Consider the following 16,521-nt stretch of genomic DNA (forward strand, 5'->3'; position numbering starts at 1 on the left):
CCGGGCCGCCTCTGCTATGCGGCCACGACAATGCGAGTTGTCAGCTCGTCAACTCGAAGTCCCCGGGATCTCCGGTCTGCTGGAGCGTCTCGTCGAGCCGCCGAGCGGCGATCTCGTGGTAATGCGTTGTTTTTTCCACGCCGATGAAGTCACGCCCCTCGAGCAGGGCGGCGACACCGGTGGAGCCGCTGCCGGCACAGAAGTCGAGCACTGTCCCTCCGGGCGGCGCGATCTTCACCAGCTCACGCATGACCGGAACCGGCTTCTGGGTGATGTGACAGCGCGCCTTTCCGGACGGCTGGGACGCGCTGTAGAGGCCGGGCAGGTAGACCGGGTTGCGGTCCCCGTCGATGGCGCCCTTGCTGGCCCACACGATGAATTCGCAGTTCTGCGTGAACCGGCCTTTCTGCGGTCGGCTCGTGGGCTTGTGCCAGGCGAGGATCCCGCGCCACAGCCAGCCGGCTGCCTGGATCGCGTCCGTTGTGACGGGAAGCTGCCGCCAGTCGCTGAACAGCAGCGCTGTCCCGCCGTCCCGGGTGAGACGGTGGGCTTCCGTCATGATCTGGGTCAGCCAGAAGCCGTAGGAGCGCTGGTCCATGTTCTCGCCGGTGAAGTCCGGCAGCCGGTGCTTGGCTTCGGCGCTGCTGTACTTCTGTCGTGCGCTGCGAGACGTGCGTTCCATCGCCGTGCGGCCGCCGGAATTGTAGGGCGGATCGGTGATGACGCTGTCCACGCAAGCGTCGGGCAGCCCGGAAAGCACGTTCAGCGCGTCACCATGATGGAGAGAAAAAGACAAAGACACCTCGCGGGTTTCGGGAAAGAGTAAGGCGATTCCCTCCCCTCCCGCCCGGAAGACTGCCTGCTTCGGGAACGGTGACGAGAAAGGGAACGGTCACCTTACGGCCGGATCCCCGGTCGGGCCTCATCGGCCGTCGGGCCGCGCTTCGCTTCATCCGGCTGATTTCGGCAACCGGTGAACCGTCCTTACGGTGCTTGCACCACTCGGCGCCCCGTGCTCCGGGGATTGCACCAGTACGCACCGGGCGTCTGTGCCGAAGCCACAGACGCCGCCGATCTCATTCCGAGGATTACCGTGACACCTTCCATCGCTCCCGCATTCTTGCCGCCGCCCGGTGACGGGACAGCGTGAAGGGCGTCCTCATCGGAACGGCGGTGCTCGTTCTTTCCCCGTTTCTCATCACCGGGACGGCACTCGTGGCCTTCGCCGGCCACGCGGCGGTCTCCGCGTCGCCCACGGCCTGCCAGGACGCCCTCGACGCCGCGTCGATCGCCGAGGAGCTCTCCGAGCTGGACCAGCCGGACGAGCAGGTCGCCAACGCCTCGGTCATCGTCTCCACCGGCCGGCTGCTGGACATCCCCGCCCGTGGGCAGGTCATCGCGCTGGCCACCGCCATGCAGGAGTCCGGGCTCCTCAACCTCCCCTACGGAGACCGGGACTCGCTCGGCCTCTTCCAGCAACGCCCCTCCCAGGGCTGGGGAACGGCTGAGGAGATCCTCGAACCCGCCTCGGCAAGCACCCGTTTCTACGAGGCGCTGGTGCAGGTGGACGGCTGGCAGCAGCTCACCGTCGCGCAGGCCGCTCAGGCCGTACAGCGATCCGCCTATCCGGACGCCTACGCCCAGTGGGAAGACCTCGCCACCGCCCTGCAGGAAGTCCTGGCGGAGACCGCCGTGGAGTCCGACGGCGCCGCATGCCCCGACAGCGACAGCACCGACTGGGACACCATCCCCGAAGGGACCGTGCCCGAGGGGTACGCGATCCCCGCAAGCGCCGGTCCGGCGGCACGAACGGCGATCGTCTGGGCGATGGGGCAGCTCGGCACCCCCTACCAGTGGGGCGGCACGTGCACCGACCCGCACGGCCCCGACCCCATGGCCCGCTGCGACTGCAGCTCCCTGGTGCAACAGGCGTACGCCCACGCGGGCGTATCGCTCACCCGCACCACCTACACCCAGGTGACGGAAGGCGAGGCCGTCTCCCCCGACGACATCGCTCCCGGCGACCTGGTCTTCAGCCGAGGCACCGCCGAACGGCCCGAACACGTCGGCATGGCCATCGGCGCGGGACTCGTCATCGAGGCACCGCGCACCGGCAAACCCGTACGGATCACGCCGCTGGAGGACTGGGACGTCCTCGTCGTGCGCCACGTCGTCTGACAGCACCCTCTTCTCCCATCCCGCTCTCCCGCCAGGCCGACGACATGGCCCTGGCCCGCAAGGAGTTGCCATCCCCGCTCCCCTTTCCACCCTCGCGTACGACCCGGGCGTTACGCCCGCCGAAGGCGGCCTGCCGGGGCTTTCCGTCCTGCGCGAGGTCGTCAACAGCATCAACCTGTTCTGCATCCTCGCCGTCGTGGGTGCCCTCGCCGTCTCCCTGAGTGTGTGGGCCTGGGGCCACCACACCGGCGGCCATCAGGCCGAGGCCAACGGCAAGAAGGGCGCCGTCGTAGCCGCCGGCGCCGCGCTCGGTCTCGGCGCCGCCAACGGCATCGTCGCCTTCTTTTCCGCACTCGGCACGGAGGTCCACTGATGCGCAACCCCCTCGCCAGCACGCGGATCAACCGGCGCGTCGTGCTGCTCGCGCTCGCGCTCGCCGCACTGCTCGCCCTGACCGCCGGCGCCGCGTTCCTGACCGCACGCACCGGCGACGGTGGCCATGACGAGGCGGACGGCGGCCCTTCACCGGCCCAGCAGGCCACTCCGTCGCCGTCCGCACCCTCGACCGCCGAGGGCCTTCCGCGCCCTCCGCACATCGACGAGCCCATCGCCTTCGCGGAGGCGGCAGCTACCGCACTGTGGTCCTACGACACCCGCACGACGACCCGGGCGCAGCACCTCGCCGCCCTGGCACAGTGGATGACCGGCGAAGAACGCTACGCCGACTGGTCTTCCGTGGCCGGTCAGGTGCCTGACGCCGTGCTGTGGTCCCGCATGGCCGACTCCGACCAGCACACCGCTGCCCGCGAGCCCGAGGGTCACTTCCCCGCCGCGTTCCAGCAGGCACTCGCGGAACACCCCGCCGGCATCACCGAGGCGTACATCTACGCCGTCACCGTCAACGGAACCCAGAGCATCGCCTGGACCGATCCGGACGGGGGGACGGAAGCCGCGGGCTCGGAGGAACGTGCCATCACCCTGGCCGTCCAGTGCCGCCCGTCGCACGACTGCGCCCTGGTCGCCGTCTCCCCCACCGTCATGTCCTGACCGGACCCACACATAGAAAGGAAGCGCGTGGGTTTTTGCGATCTTCCTCTCGTCGGCTCGGCATGTGACATGGTCGACACGATCGGCGGGGCCGCCGACGCGGTCGGCGACGCCGCCGCATTCGCCGCCGATCCCGGCAAGGCCATCGGCGAGTGGATGGCCGACAGCGCCGGCGAACTCGCCGCCGCGGCCGCCGATCTGGCCGCCGACGCGGTCGACGCCACCACCCATGTCGATCTCGGCGCCCAGTGGTTCATCGACAACTACCAGATGCTCCTGCCGATCGGCCTCGTCCTGATCGTCGCGACCTTCTGCGCCCAGCTGACCCGCGCGGCGCTCCGGCGCGACGGCCAGGCCCTCGCCCAGGCGTTCACCGGCACGGTGACCGGCGTCCTGTTCTCCTTCGCCGCCATCGCACTGACCACCGTCGCCCTGGACGTCACCGACGCCCTCAGCGACGGGCTGTTCACCGCATCCGGGCAGTCGGTCTCCGACGCCGTACGCCGCGTCGTGTCGGTGGGGCAGATCACCGGACTCACCGACCTGGGCTGGCTGGTCGCGGTCTTCGCCGCCCTGGCAGCCGCCCTGGGCGCCGCACTGTTCTGGTGCGTGATGATGGTCCGCAAGGTCGGGATCCTCGTCCTGGTCACCCTGGCCGTCTTCGCCGGAGCCGGCGGCGGCTGGGAAGTTGCCCGCCGATGGCGCCGGGGCTGGATCGAGGCCACCGCGACCCTCGTGGTCTCGAAACTGCTGATGACGGTCATCTTCGTCCTGGGCATCAGCGCGATCGGCAGCAGCGTAGCCGAGGGCGGAATCGGCGCCCTCGCCGACGTCCTGGCCGGCACCGTGATCATGGCGCTCGTGCTGCTGTGCCCGTACGCGACCTTCCGGTTCGTCCACTGGGCCTCCGAGGGCACCAGCGGCGAGGACATCCACCGCGCCGGCGGTTCCGGCGCACAGGTCGCCCGCCAGCACGCCTCCCATGTCGGCCGGCGCGCTGCCGCCCTGGCCGCCAGCGGCGTCGGCGGTGCGGCTGCCGCCTCCGGCACCGCACCCCAAGGGCCGGACTCTCCGACCGGGACCTTCCCCCGTTCTCCCGCCGCCACCGCACATGTCAGCGGCGAAGGAGCTGCGGTCGGCATGACGAAGGCCGCGATGCCGCCCGACGTCGATCAGGGAGCCGGCACGCTACCCGGCCGGAACTCCGGGCGCCGCCGGCCGGAAGTAACGCCCTCCTCCCGCGAGCCCACCGGCCCCCGCGGGAGCGCCCCGGCGCCTTCCCCGGGCGCCGCGTCCCGTCCGCAGCCGGCCCCGGGTCCATCCAGCCCCGGTCCCATCGGACCTGCCGGGCCCCCGCCCGACGGCACCTGACCCGGCACCTTCCAGGGGGCGGCACGCCATGACGGACCCGTCCGCGTGCCGCCCCGCCCGTCCTCGCCCGGAACCGTTCTCCCTTGCCCGAACAGCTCGCCCCTCCCACCGTCGTCTTCCCGCACCGACCCAGACGCGGAGTCCTCTACGGCCTCTCCCTCCCCCAACTCGTCCTCGCCGCATCAGCGTTGGCGCTCCTGCTGCTGACCCTGCTGTCCGCCGGCCTCCTCAGCGCCGTCGCCCTCGGCCCCGTCTGGGCAGCGGTCGCCACGCTGGTCACCGTCCGCCGCTCGGGACGCCCGCTGATCGACTGGCTCCCCGTCATCGCCCGCTATGCCCTGCGGCGCCGAACGGGACAGACCCGGTGGCTGGCACGCCCCGTCACCCGGCCCCGCCGCGAAGGGCTGCTGCACCTGCCCGGCAGCGCCGCCTCCCTCCAGGTCCTCAGCCCCTCCGGCCCCGGTGACCAGGCCGCCGCCGTGTACGACCCGCACCGGCGCGTCCTCGTCGCCATCGCCCGGGTCACCTCCCGCGCCTACGTCCTGCTCGATCCCGCCACGCAGCACCAGCACGTGGCCGGGTGGGGACGCGTGCTCGCGAGCCTGGCGCGCACGGAGCACATCGCCGCCATCCAGGTGCTGGAGCGCACCGTCCCCGACTCGACCGGTGACGCGGTCGCCCGCCACTGGAGGCGCCATGGGCACCACACCGGCCCGGCCGCCGACATCTACGGCGAACTGGTCGCCGCGGCCGGACCGGCCGCCGCTCCTCACGAGACGTATCTCGCGGTCGCCCTGGACCTCAAGGCGGCCCGGCGGCTCATCGGCCAGGCCGGCGGCGGCCTGGGCGGCGCGTTCACCGTGCTGTCCCAGACCACCGCCGGCGTCACCCAGGCCGTCCGGAACGCCGGACTGACGGTGACCGGCTGGCTGACCGCCCCGCAGGTCGCCGGCGTCATCCGCAGCGCCTACGACCCCACCGCCCGTACGGCGCTCCAGCAGTGGTCCCCTTCCGGCCGCACGGAAGCCGATCCGGCCGCCGCCGGACCCGTCGTGCAGATCGAGGAGCACGACCGGCTCGCCACCGACACCGCGCGGCACGTCACCTACTGGGTGGAGAACTGGCCCCGCACCGAGACCGGCGCCTCGTTCCTGCACGGGTTGCTGTTCACCGGCGGCGTGCGGCGCTGCCTGTCCCTCATCCACACCCCGCAGGATCTCGACCGTGCCCTGCGCGACATCCGCCGCACGAAGGCCGGCATCCTGGCGGACGCCGCCGAACGCGCCCGCCGCGGACAGGTCGCCGCCGAGGCCGACGACGTCGAGTACCAGGACGTGATCAGCCGCGAACGGCAGCTCATCGCGGGGCACGCCTCCGTCGGGCTGACCGGCCTGCTGACCATCTCGGCACCTGACGACACAGCGCTGGACGCCGCCTGCACCCAGATCGAAACCGCCGCCGTCGCCGCTCAGATCGACCTGCGGCGCTTCTCCTACCAGCAGGCCGAGGCGTTCCTCCTGGCCGCGCTGCCCCTGGCCCGCACCGCCGCGTGAACCACCATGTCCCGGCAGAAAGGAGGACTCCCGTCGCCTCCGCCCATCCGGACGATGCCGATCTCTATCTGCGGGCCGCCACCGCGGGCATCCGCCACCACACCCGGGCACTCACCCGGCGAGGCACCGATCCGGCCACCCGCGACCATCTCGACCAACTCCACGCCCACCTCGTCGAACTGCTGCGGCTGCTCGACCACCTCACGAACACCGTCCGGCCCCAGCACCCCGCAGCCGGCCGGTCCGTCGCTGAAGCCCGCAACCGGCTGTGGGAAGCGGCCACCGGCATCCACGCCGCTTTCCATCACCTCCCCGCACCCGCCGACGGCCCGCCCCTACTGACCATCTGCCGCCGCCATCTCTCGGCCAGCCACGCCGTCCGCCGCCACACCACTCCCTCGGACCTGACCCGCGAAGGACCGCCCCGGTGACCCACCGTTCCCGCACCGCCGCCCCGCTGTTCGTCCCCCGCGGCGACGGCAGGACGGCCCGCGCGGCGACACGCCGCCTCCTCGCCCAGGCCACCGCCCGCTCCCGGGCCGCCGACACAACCACGACGGGCACGGCGCTTGCCCTGCCCCCGCCGGTCCACCCGCCCGGCGGACGCCGTGGCCCCGACTCCGCCCGCGCCGGCACACTGCGGCTGCCCGACCACCACCTCACCACCGCCATCGCCGCCGGCGCCTACCCGTTCCTCGCCGAAGGCGGCCTGGGCGGCGAAGGCACCTACATCGGGCGCGACGTCCACGCCGAGGCGAGCTTCTGCTTCGACCCCTTCCGCCTCTACGGCACCATCGACGGCTTCACGAACCCCAACGTGCTGCTCGCCGGCGTCATCGGCCAGGGCAAATCCGCGCTCGCCAAAAGCCTCGCCCTGCGCAGCAGCGCCTTCGGCCACCGCGTCTACGTCCCCTGCGATCCGAAGGCCGAATGGACGCCCGTGGCCGCCGCTCTGGGCGGTACCACCATCGCACTCGGCCCCGGCCAGCCGGGACGGCTCAACCCGCTGGACACCGCCCCGCGCCCCGCCGGCGTCCCGGAAGCCGACTGGGCCGATGAAGTCCGCAGCCGCCGCCTGCTGCTGCTCACCTCCCTGGCCCGCACCGTCCTGTCCCGGGAGTTGCTGCCCATGGAGCACACGGCCCTCTACGTCGCCCTCGACACCGCCGTCGCCGACGCCGCACGCGCCGGACGTCCTCCGCTCCTGGGCGACGTCGCGCTCGTCCTCACCAGCCGACGGCTCGACCCCGACGACGAGCACGCCTCCCGACAGCTCACGAACGCGGCACGGGACGTCGCGCACGGACTGCGCCGCCTCGTCCAGGGAGACCTGGCCGGCATGTTCGACGCGCCCTCCAACCTCCGGTTCGACCCGGACGCCCCGATGCTGACCATCGATCTCTCCCGCCTCGGCAACACCGGCGACGACACTGCCCTCGTGCTGGCCATGACCTGCGCTTCAGCGTGGATGGAAGCCGCCCTGGCCGATCCGGACGGCGGCCGGCGCTGGATCATCTACGACGAGGCATGGCGGCTGATGCGACACACCAGCCTCCTGCACCACATGCAGGCCCAGTGGAAACTCGCCCGCGGACTCGGCATCGCCAACCTCGCGATCATCCACCGCCTCTCCGACCTGCTGACGGCCGGCGACGCCGGAACAGCGCCCCGAGCACTCGCCGAAGGACTGCTCGCCGACTGCTCCACCCGCATCATCTACCGCCAGGAGACCGACCAGCTCCACGCCGCGGCCGACCTCCTCGGCCTCACCACAGTCGAGACCGACGCCATCGCCCACCTCAACCGGGGCCGCGGCCTGTGGAAAGTCGCCGGACGCTCCTTCATCGTCCAGCACCTCCTCCACCCCACCGAAGCCGAATACTTCGACACCGACACCCGCATGCACTGAGCCCTCCGTGCCCCATCGACCGGCAGCAGGCCCATGAATCTTCCCGTTGGCCACGAAGCCCCGCACGAGCGCGTGCCCGACCTCACCGACGCACTCAACGCCACGACCGACACCGTACGAGCCGCCGACCTGATCCGCCTCGTCATCCACCCGGAGACCGGACTGCTCGAACGTCTCGCCGACTTCTTCGAGGCCGCGGCCGAGCACGCCAGAGGGCTGGAGGCGGACGACGGCTTCGACCTGCACTACGAGTTCCAGGACGCGGCAGCCGCTCTCCGCGACTTCGGCAACGACCTCCAAGAACCCGTCCGCCGTCTCCGCTCACTCGGCACGGCCACCCCGCAGCGCCCCCACGATCAGGCGCCGGCCGAAGCCGCCACGAAGCCCCCGCCCGTTCCCCGCACAGCGGCTCCCGTCACCCGCCGCCGCTGACACCCCGCCCCAGGAGGCCCTGCTCTGTCCACACGATCCGTCATCGCCCGCCCCAACGGAAACAACGGGTTCACTGGCATTTACTGCCATTTCGATGGCTACCCCAGCCATCAGCTCCCGCTCCTGCTCACCGCCTACAACCACCGGTGGAACAACGACCTCGACGCCATGTCCCGGTACCTGATCGACGAAGTCGCCGTCGGGTGGGAGGCACTGGGCACCGATCTCCTGGACGGCGCCCCCGAAGAGGTCAGGACACGGCTGATCGACAGCCCCCACCCGAGCCAGCACCTCGTCCTCCACACACCGGACGGGACACCACCGCAGCGCATGACCACCACCGAGGCGAACACGGAAGGACTGGAGTGGGCCTACCTGCTGCGGCCGGCCGGTATCCACGTCATCCACCTCCCCGAGGGCTACAACGCCCTCGCCCCCTGGGACACCAACCCCCTGTCCCCCTTCAGCGACGATCCGGCACGGTGGGCGCCCGCCCGCAGGACTCCCTCAGCCGGACGCGGCAAGGCGACACCTGCCCGTGCGGAACCCACCTCCCGGACCGCACACCGACACTGAACGCGAAGCGACCAAGTGGCCGGACAAGCGGCCTCGCGGGCAGACGCCTTCCTCACCGCAGCCACGTCGCGGCAGTGATCTCCGGTCCTGGCAGGCACCTACCCGACAGACACCGGTTGGGGAAACCGGCGCACCACCGGACCCTGAACACGTCGTTGTCCGGTTCCCACCAGGAAATCCCGTGATCGATCCACTGCCTCTCCCTGAGATCCCGACCACGCGCCGTGTGCTTCCCGATCCGCTCACGCCGCACAGGGACATCACGCACGAGCACTTCCGGCCCGGCGAACAGATCGTCGTCATCCGGGGCGTGGCGCGGGGAAAGCTGTGGGGGGATGCGATGCGGGTGGTCGCGCCGTCCTGGCACACCCCCACCGACGAAGCCGGCTGGCGGCTGCGTGATCCCGACGGCGGTCAGCACAGTTACGTCACCGCGCACCCGCGCTACCTCGTGCACGTGCGGCGCCGATGCGCCGACTGCCTCATCCATCTCAGGGCGCTGCAGGAACATCTCCGTCCCAGGACCGCACGTGAGGCCGTCGTCGATGCCGGCTGGTACGCCCGGACTTCCCTCGACCAGCTCGTGCACATCGCCGACCGCTGACGCGCCGCTGCACCCGTTCATTCATCCCGACACCGAGGAGACCATGCCCGAACCCGTCACCGATCTCACCACCTACGCGGAGATCCTCGCCGAGGAACTGCCCGGCGACTGGCAAGCCACCACTCACGACCTGACAGGCGATCGGGACTCGACACTGACCGACGATGTGTGGGACCTCGACCTGATGGCCGACGCCCTGGCCCGCCGCCGCGTCGAGCACTGCGCTGTCCTCCACGGCGACGTTCCGCGCCGTCTGTTCCTCATCGAGCACGGCCGCGGCTTCCTGGCCGCCGCGATGGCCCCCGCCGGCGTGCAGCCGGAAGCGTTCCGCGGTGTCCGCGAACCCGACGGCATCGCCATCAGCGCGGACGACCCGGCCCTCGCCGCCGCATCCATCACCTCGGACCTGCTCCCCCGCTATGACGTAGCACTCGCGAAGGTACGGCGTGCCGGCGAGGCCATGGCGGTGAAGACGGACACCGACCGGGTCATGTTGACGTGGACGGGGCGGGACCTGCGGGTTCACGCCCGTCCGGCGGCCGTCACCGAGGCCCTCATCCGCTCCGGCTTCGAACCCCGCGACGGCACACTCGTACTCCCCGGCGCCGACAGCGCGCGCCAGGCCGCCGCCGTACGGGACGCCGCCACCCGCCTGGCCGAACTGGGCGTCGGCCTCGCCATCCGAACAGCGCCACCCGAGCCGACGGCGCCGGCGCGCACCGCGTCCTCCCCCGCACTGCGGCACCGGTGAACGCGCATGAGCAACCGCGCTGACGACAACGGAACCGACGTGGAGATCTACCGCGTGCCGCTCTCCCGGACCATCCGCGTCGAGACCCCGACCGGCGCCCCGCCCAGTCTCCTCGACCTCCTCGACACACTGGGATTCGAGCGACAGGGCGTGACAACGTCCGGCCCCGTCTACACCTGGCACGAAGTCCCTGCGGCACTCGGCGAACAGGACGTCGAGCAGCTCCTGGCGCGCGCCTGTGTGCGACTCGTCGCGGCCGGCCACGTCACCCACATCGACCGGGCACTCCTCTCCCGGACCGCACTCAACGACGCTCTCGCCGAAACCCGACGCCGACCAAACCCCGTACCAGCACCGCATGGTCCGGCCGGTCCCGCGCTCCCGCCCGCGAGGCACCGCTGACGTCACCCTCCGATCCCGACATGCTGGAGGAGCATGCCTGATTCCCGGGACGGCGTCCGTCTCGCCGACTCCATCGCCCACGACCTCAGTGCGCTCAACGAACACCTGATCACTGCCCCGGCCGCTGACGCCGTACGGATCATCAGCGCACTCCTTGACGCCGACGACGGCATCCTCGGGCGCGTCGCCACGCTCATGGCCACCGGTTCCCACCGGGTCCGCCCGCACGCCGAACGGGGAACGCTGCCCGCCGAGGTATGGCTCGCACTGGGCCGAGCGTCGAACGAGCTGCACGACACCACCCTCGACCTCGATCCCCACGCCGAGGCTCTCCGCACCGCCGCCAACCGCACCCCGGCGACCGGCTCCCCATCCCAGCGACCGTCCGAGCCATCGCCCCTGATTGTGCGGAGGCACCGGTGAAACGGGACTGGCCGGGCTGGGGACAGCACGATCAGCAGCAGACGATGCTCCACTACCTGGTCTCTCCCCGCCACCTGGCAGGCGGGGGCGACCTCGGCCACGTCACCGCCTTCCTGCGGGCATCGGGCTGGAAGACGCTCCGCCCGCACGGCCCCACGACCGGCTGCCTCGCCCTGGAAAGCCCGGACCGCACCGTCCGCGTCGGCTACGACATGGAGGCCATCCCCGGCGGGTGGACGATCTCCGGCCGGCCGACGGCCGGCCAGGAAGCGTGGCACGCGACCTTCGGCCGGCAGACCCCCGTGGAGATCATCGCCGGGCTCACCGACGGCCTCACCCGGCCCCACGCCACACACCCCGCCAATCCCTGGACGCCCCTGCGCAACGGCGGCTGGCGCATCGAGCACCGCACCCAGCACACCGCGACCAGCCCGGACGCGACCGCGCGGTTCCGCTACCACAAGGACGCCCACGGCCAGCCCATCTGGTGGACCGGCGTACGCGACCAAGGCGTCGCGTGGGAAGCCGTGCTCACCCCCACCACACCGAGCCACCTCGTGACGGCGTTCACCGTGGCACTCACCTCACCGGACCCCGTACTGCGCCCGCACAACCACCTCCCGCCCAGCACCCTCCTGCACGCCGAACCAGTACCCCTGACTCCGCGGCAACTCGGAGGGTGGCAGCAGCACCGGATCACCACGGCCCGCGCCGACACCTGGGCACGTAACACGCCCCCCGCCCGGCCAACCCGTCGCCCCGCCAGCAGCCGTTGGCGCTGACCGGCGGGACGCACGCCCGGCCCGCTGAACACCAGCCCGAAAGCTCTTCCTCTTGGCTCCTTCCCTGTCCGCTCGCGGCGGTGGTGACGGCTACGACATCGCCTTCAAGATCCTGCTCGCCACCGTGGCCGTCGCCGTCCCGCTGGCCCATCTCGCCTGGCTGGGCGGAAATCTCACCGCCCGGCTCACCGGCGCCGACCCGTGGGCGCCGTATCTGCCGGCCGACGCTCTCCTGCACCGCGAACAGCTGTGGCCCCGCACCGGACCCACCGCCCTGCTGATCGGCGCGCTGATCATCCCCGCCGTCGCCCTGGCCGCCGGCGCCGGCGCATGCGCATGGTGGGCGCACCGGATGCGGCGTAGCCGGCGCGGGCCGGTGGCGGACATGGCCACGCCCATGGACGTCGAGCCGCTGCTGCGCAAGGCCGTCACCGCGAAGGCCCGGTCGCTGCGGCCGAGCCTCAGCCACGTCCGGCACATCGCCGCTCGGGACACCGGCGTGCTGCTGGGCAATCTGCAGGGCACGGGCCATGAGGTGCGCATGGGATTCGAGGACGTCGCCGTGGCGATCATGGCACCGCGGTCGGGGAAGACGACCAGTCTGGCGATCCCCTCGATCCTCAACGCACCCGGCGCGGTCCTGCTCACCTCCAACAAGGCCGCCGGCGACGCCTACACCGCCACTCTGCAGGCGCGGGCGGAAGTGGGGCGGGCCTGGACGCTGGACCCGCAGCAGATCGCCCACGCGGAGCGCACCATGTGGTGGAACCCGCTGGAGAGCGCCACGACGCTGGAGGGCGCGAACCGGCTCGCCGGCCACTTCCTGGCCGCGTCGGTGGACGCGTCGCAGCAGGGCGACTTCTGGTCCAAGGCCGGCTCGAACATCCTCGCGCAGCTCTTCCTGGCCGCCGCGCTGGGCGGGCGGCCGATCACCGATGTGATGGGCTGGCTCGCCTTCCCCGGTGACCGCACGCCGCTGGACATCCTGCGCGACCACGACTTCGCCGGGGTGGCCGCCCAGCTCAAGGGCACCGTCGAGGGTCCGCCCGAAACCAGGGACGGCATCTACGAGACGGCCCGGCAGTACGCGGCCGCCCTGCTGAACGCGGAGACCGCCCGCTGGGTCACCCCGCAGCCGGACGCCGACCAGTTCCGGCCCGAGACGTTCGTCAGCTCCCGCGACACCCTGTACCTGCTGTCCAAGGACGGCGGCGGTGGAGCGTCCGCCCTGATCGCGGCCTGCGCCGACGCCGTCATGCGCGCCGCGACCACCCAAGCCGAACGCACCGGCGGACGCCTGGACCCGCCCATGCTCGCGATCCTCGACGAGGCCGCCAACGTCTGCAAGATTTCCGACCTCCCCGACCTCTACTCGCACCTGGGGTCGCGCGGGATCATCCCGATCACCATCCTGCAGTCCTACCGCCAGGGCCAGAAAGTCTGGGGCGACGCCGGGATGGACGCCATGTGGTCCGCCGCCACCGTCAAGGTCATCGGAAGCGGCATCGACGACCCCGACTTCGCCGACAAACTCAGCAGGCTCATCGGCGACCACGACGTCGAGACAACCTCCACGTCCCAGTCCGACTCGGGGAAGTCCACCAGCATCTCGACGCGGCAAGAACGCATCCTGCCGGCCGACGCCATCCGTGCCCTGCCCAAAGGCACCGCACTGTGTTTCGCCACCGGGATGCGCCCAGCCATGCTCACTCTGCGCCCCTGGTACCTCGAACCGGACGCCGACGCCCTGGCCACCGCATCCACCACCGCCTCACAGGACATCACCACCCGAGCCATCGCCAAGACCGCTCCCCCACCCGACCAGCCACGGGAAGCAGCCTGACCATCACCCCTGACGCCCCATGGAACAGACGCCCGTGAACGACTTCACCGACCCCGTCCGCGACCTGCGGCAGCTCGCCGTCGACTTCGATGCCCTGTGCTACCGGGTCCGCAACCTCACCATCACCCCGGCAACCGACGCTCTCGACGTCATCTCCCCACCGCTGCAGGACGTGCAACAGGCGACCGGACGCCTCCTCGCCCAACTGCGCACCCTCGCCACCAGCCCCTACACCACCGTCCCCGGCAGCCAAGAGACCCTCGACGCACTCGCCTCCGTCACGGTGTCCGCCGCGCTGGCCGGCGCCGACCTCGCCGCCGCCCTGGCCGACAACCCCTGCCACGCCACCCCGCACGGCCCCGCCAGCGACGAAACCGCGGCCCGCGTAGCCCGGCACAAGAAGACGGCACCATCCGTCGCCGGGTATCTCGCCGACGCCGCCGACCAGCTCGCCCTGTGCGCGACTGCGATCCAATACACGGCCGCCGCCGTTCACCAGGCCACCAGCACGACGGCCACGACGACCGCCTCCCACCGGGCAACCGACCTGTCGCCGCCGGCCAGGCTGACCGAGCCGCAGTACACGGCGCTGAACGCCATCGCCCGCGGCGGCGCACGCCTGCGGGAAACCGGCCGGCCGGGAACCGCCCGCGTCTCCACAGCAGACGGCACCCGGATCACCCAGGCCACACTCCGCGCCCTGGAAACCCGCTCCCTCATCCGCGTCGACAACCGCACATCACTGTACGAGGGCAAGAGCATCGCCCTCACGACAGAAGGCCGCAGGGCGCTCGACCATCACCGTGCCGCTCCGGCGAACACCACCGCGCTCACTCCAGCAGCGTCGGCGCTCCGGCCCCGCGCCGGACGCGCGCAGTAATCCCCTGCCTCAGCGGACGAGCCGTGCCCGTCCGGTCCGAACCTGCGCGCCCAGTACCAGGTCGGCCCTCCGACAACTCACCCTTCTTCCTCTGGATCTCTTCTTGCCCGAACAGCCTGTTTTCCGTGCCTTTTCTCTCGGCGCGAGCGTCCAGTCCAGTGCCATGCTCGCCTTCTCGGCCGACGGCTGCTCCCCGTGGGCCTGCCGTGGCGCGGCAGCGGAGCAGGACGACTTCGGACTGGCTTTTTGATCCTGGACCTGTTCGCGGGGCCGGGCGGCTGGTCGCACGCCCTGCGGGTCCTGGGCAGGCGGGACATCGGTATCGAGTGGGACCGGTGGGCGTGCCGGACCCGCGCCGCCGCCGGCCACCTGACCGTCCGTACGGACGCGGCCGTCTACCCGGTGCGGCCCTTCCTCGGCCGCACCCGCGGGCTGATCGCCAGCCCGCCCTGTCAGGCGTGGTCCACGGCCGGAAGGCGCCTGGGCCTGGTCGACCAGCCGCTCGTCCACCAAGCGATCGCCGACCTCGCCGCCGGCCGCGACACCCGCGCCCGGCTCCTGACGGCCTGCCGCGACCAGCGATCGCTGCTGGCCGCCGAACCCATGCGCTACCTGCACGCCCTCAACACGGTCGGCGAGCCGGAATGGGCCGTCATGGAAGAAGTCCCCGCCGTCCTCGCCCTGTGGCGGCAGTACGCGGCCACCCTGCGGACCTGGGGCTTCTCCGTCTGGGCCGGCATCCTCAACGCAGCGGACTTCGGGGCGCCCCAGACCCGGCGCCGCGCGATCCTCCTCGCCTCCCGCACCCGCACCGCGACCCCGCCGCCGCCCACTCACGCCCGCGACGCCGAACCCGAGTCCCTGTTCGGCCCAGGCCGCCGCCGATGGGTGTCCATGGCCGAAGCCCTGGGATGGGGCGCAACCCAGCGCCCCGTGCCGACACTCTGCGCCGGCGGCGGACCCGGCGGAGGCCCCGAACCCTTCCCCTCCGGCTCCCGCAAAGCCCTCGCCGACGCCCGCGACCACGGCCACTGGACCAACCCACCCCACGCCACCACCCGGCGCGCCGACGAACCAGCCGGAACCCTGTTCTTCGGACACCGCTCGAACGCATGCGTCTGGATCCCCGAACACACCAGCGACCCGACCGGCCGCGGGGCGATCCGCATCACGTCCGCCGAAGCCGGCGTCCTGCAGACCTTCCCCGCCGACTACCCCTGGCAGGGAAATCAGAGCCAGCGCTTCACCCAGATCGGCAACGCCGTCCCACCCCTGCTCGCCGCCCACCTGCTGGCCCCACACCTCAACACGACCGTGACGCCCGGCGACTTCTCCCTCGCAGCCTGATGCCCCACCCCACACCCCCGCCCGGTCCCGACACCGGCCTCGCCGACCTGCCCCCGACCCGGCCCGCGCACTACGCCGAACAAGCCCTCCTCGGCGCGCTCCTCCTCCAACCGCACCGGCGCGCCGACATCCGCGACCTGCGGCCGGAGCACTTCGGTAACGCCGGCCACCGCGCGCTCTTCCACGCCATCCGCACCCTCCCCCTCCCCCTCCCCGACCCCGCACTCCACCAGGCCGACCCCGCCTGGCTCGACACCGTCCTCGCCACCGCCGGCACATCCGCACGCGGACTGACCGCCGCCCTGCTGCACACCCTCGTCCTCACCTGCCCCCGGCCCGTTCGCCGCATGCCTCAGTGCACCACCACGCGCATCGTCACCCGCAGCAACCGCGCCTCAACGCATATGACGCAACCAGCGCCAC

18 protein-coding genes and 1 pseudogene are annotated in these 16,521 nt (G+C 71.8%); 18 read left to right on the top strand and 1 reads right to left on the bottom strand.

Going from position 1 to position 16,521, the window contains the following annotated elements; genetic code table 11:
* Positions 1-40: 40 nt before the first annotated feature.
* On the bottom strand, positions 41-796 hold the full coding sequence (locus tag EMA09_RS01430; protein ID WP_129838089.1) for a site-specific DNA-methyltransferase: 756 nt from the start codon (positions 794-796) through the stop codon (positions 41-43).
* Between the two features lie 377 nt (positions 797-1,173).
* Between EMA09_RS01430 and EMA09_RS01435 the strand changes: the two genes are divergently transcribed.
* The 18 genes and pseudogenes from EMA09_RS01435 to EMA09_RS29405 form a co-directional block, all read left to right on the top strand.
* The gene (locus tag EMA09_RS01435; RefSeq protein ID WP_240796183.1) at positions 1,174-2,178 is read left to right on the top strand and encodes a C40 family peptidase; all 1,005 of its coding nucleotides are present in this window, start codon (positions 1,174-1,176) and stop codon (positions 2,176-2,178) included.
* Between the two features lie 70 nt (positions 2,179-2,248).
* Complete coding sequence (locus EMA09_RS01440) at positions 2,249-2,551, top strand: DUF6112 family protein (protein WP_129838093.1); 303 nt, start codon at positions 2,249-2,251, stop codon at positions 2,549-2,551.
* Complete coding sequence (locus EMA09_RS01445) at positions 2,551-3,225, top strand: hypothetical protein (protein WP_129838095.1); 675 nt, start codon at positions 2,551-2,553, stop codon at positions 3,223-3,225. The genes EMA09_RS01440 and EMA09_RS01445 overlap by 1 nt, the downstream gene beginning before the upstream one ends.
* Positions 3,226-3,294: 69 nt before the next feature.
* Positions 3,295-4,596, top strand: coding sequence for an ATP-binding protein (locus EMA09_RS01450; protein WP_129838097.1), 1,302 nt, complete (start codon positions 3,295-3,297; stop codon positions 4,594-4,596).
* Positions 4,597-4,679: 83 nt separating this feature from the next.
* On the top strand, positions 4,680-6,149 hold the full coding sequence (locus EMA09_RS01455; protein ID WP_129838099.1) for an SCO6880 family protein: 1,470 nt from the start codon (positions 4,680-4,682) through the stop codon (positions 6,147-6,149).
* A complete protein-coding gene (locus EMA09_RS01460) occupies positions 6,146-6,580 on the top strand; it encodes a DUF6238 family protein (protein ID WP_129838101.1) in 435 nt (144 codons plus the stop codon). Before EMA09_RS01455 ends, EMA09_RS01460 begins: the two co-directional genes overlap by 4 nt.
* Positions 6,577-8,058 carry an ATP-binding protein gene (locus EMA09_RS01465; RefSeq protein ID WP_129838103.1) on the top strand — a complete coding sequence of 494 codons (1,482 nt, stop codon included), beginning with the start codon at positions 6,577-6,579 and terminating at the stop codon, positions 8,056-8,058. Before EMA09_RS01460 ends, EMA09_RS01465 begins: the two co-directional genes overlap by 4 nt.
* 33 nt (positions 8,059-8,091) lie before the next feature.
* Entirely contained in the window at positions 8,092-8,490 is a 399-nt protein-coding gene (locus tag EMA09_RS01470) for a hypothetical protein (RefSeq protein WP_129838105.1), read from the top strand.
* Between the two features lie 168 nt (positions 8,491-8,658).
* The gene (locus EMA09_RS01475) at positions 8,659-9,066 is read left to right on the top strand and encodes a hypothetical protein (RefSeq protein ID WP_129838107.1); all 408 of its coding nucleotides are present in this window, start codon (positions 8,659-8,661) and stop codon (positions 9,064-9,066) included.
* Positions 9,067-9,247: 181 nt separating this feature from the next.
* Positions 9,248-9,670 carry a hypothetical protein gene (locus EMA09_RS01480; protein ID WP_240796184.1) on the top strand — a complete coding sequence of 141 codons (423 nt, stop codon included), beginning with the start codon at positions 9,248-9,250 and terminating at the stop codon, positions 9,668-9,670.
* Positions 9,671-9,713: 43 nt separating this feature from the next.
* Positions 9,714-10,421, top strand: coding sequence for a hypothetical protein (locus tag EMA09_RS01485; protein WP_129838109.1), 708 nt, complete (start codon positions 9,714-9,716; stop codon positions 10,419-10,421).
* A 6-nt stretch (positions 10,422-10,427) separates the two neighbouring features.
* Positions 10,428-10,823 (top strand): hypothetical protein, encoded by a 396-nt coding sequence (locus tag EMA09_RS01490; RefSeq protein WP_129838111.1) that lies wholly within the window; start codon positions 10,428-10,430, stop codon positions 10,821-10,823.
* 33 nt (positions 10,824-10,856) lie between these two features.
* On the top strand, positions 10,857-11,246 hold the full coding sequence (locus EMA09_RS01495; RefSeq protein ID WP_129838113.1) for a hypothetical protein: 390 nt from the start codon (positions 10,857-10,859) through the stop codon (positions 11,244-11,246).
* Positions 11,243-12,028 (top strand): DUF317 domain-containing protein, encoded by a 786-nt coding sequence (locus EMA09_RS01500; RefSeq protein WP_240796185.1) that lies wholly within the window; start codon positions 11,243-11,245, stop codon positions 12,026-12,028. Before EMA09_RS01495 ends, EMA09_RS01500 begins: the two co-directional genes overlap by 4 nt.
* Before the next feature lie 52 nt (positions 12,029-12,080).
* Complete coding sequence (locus EMA09_RS01505) at positions 12,081-13,871, top strand: type IV secretory system conjugative DNA transfer family protein (RefSeq protein ID WP_240796186.1); 1,791 nt, start codon at positions 12,081-12,083, stop codon at positions 13,869-13,871.
* Positions 13,872-13,890: 19 nt separating this feature from the next.
* A complete protein-coding gene (locus tag EMA09_RS01510; RefSeq protein WP_129838115.1) occupies positions 13,891-14,751 on the top strand; it encodes a hypothetical protein in 861 nt (286 codons plus the stop codon).
* A 246-nt stretch (positions 14,752-14,997) separates the two neighbouring features.
* Entirely contained in the window at positions 14,998-16,098 is a 1,101-nt protein-coding gene (locus EMA09_RS01515; protein ID WP_129838117.1) for a DNA cytosine methyltransferase, read from the top strand.
* Positions 16,098-16,286 (top strand): annotated as a pseudogene (locus EMA09_RS29405) (DnaB-like helicase N-terminal domain-containing protein); the annotation flags it as partial. The gene EMA09_RS01515 and the pseudogene EMA09_RS29405, both read left to right, overlap by 1 nt.
* Between the last annotated feature and the right edge of the window lie 235 nt (positions 16,287-16,521).

Origin of the sequence: Streptomyces sp. RFCAC02 (genome assembly GCF_004193175.1) — a bacterium.
Classification (GTDB): Bacteria; Actinomycetota; Actinomycetes; order Streptomycetales; family Streptomycetaceae; genus Streptomyces.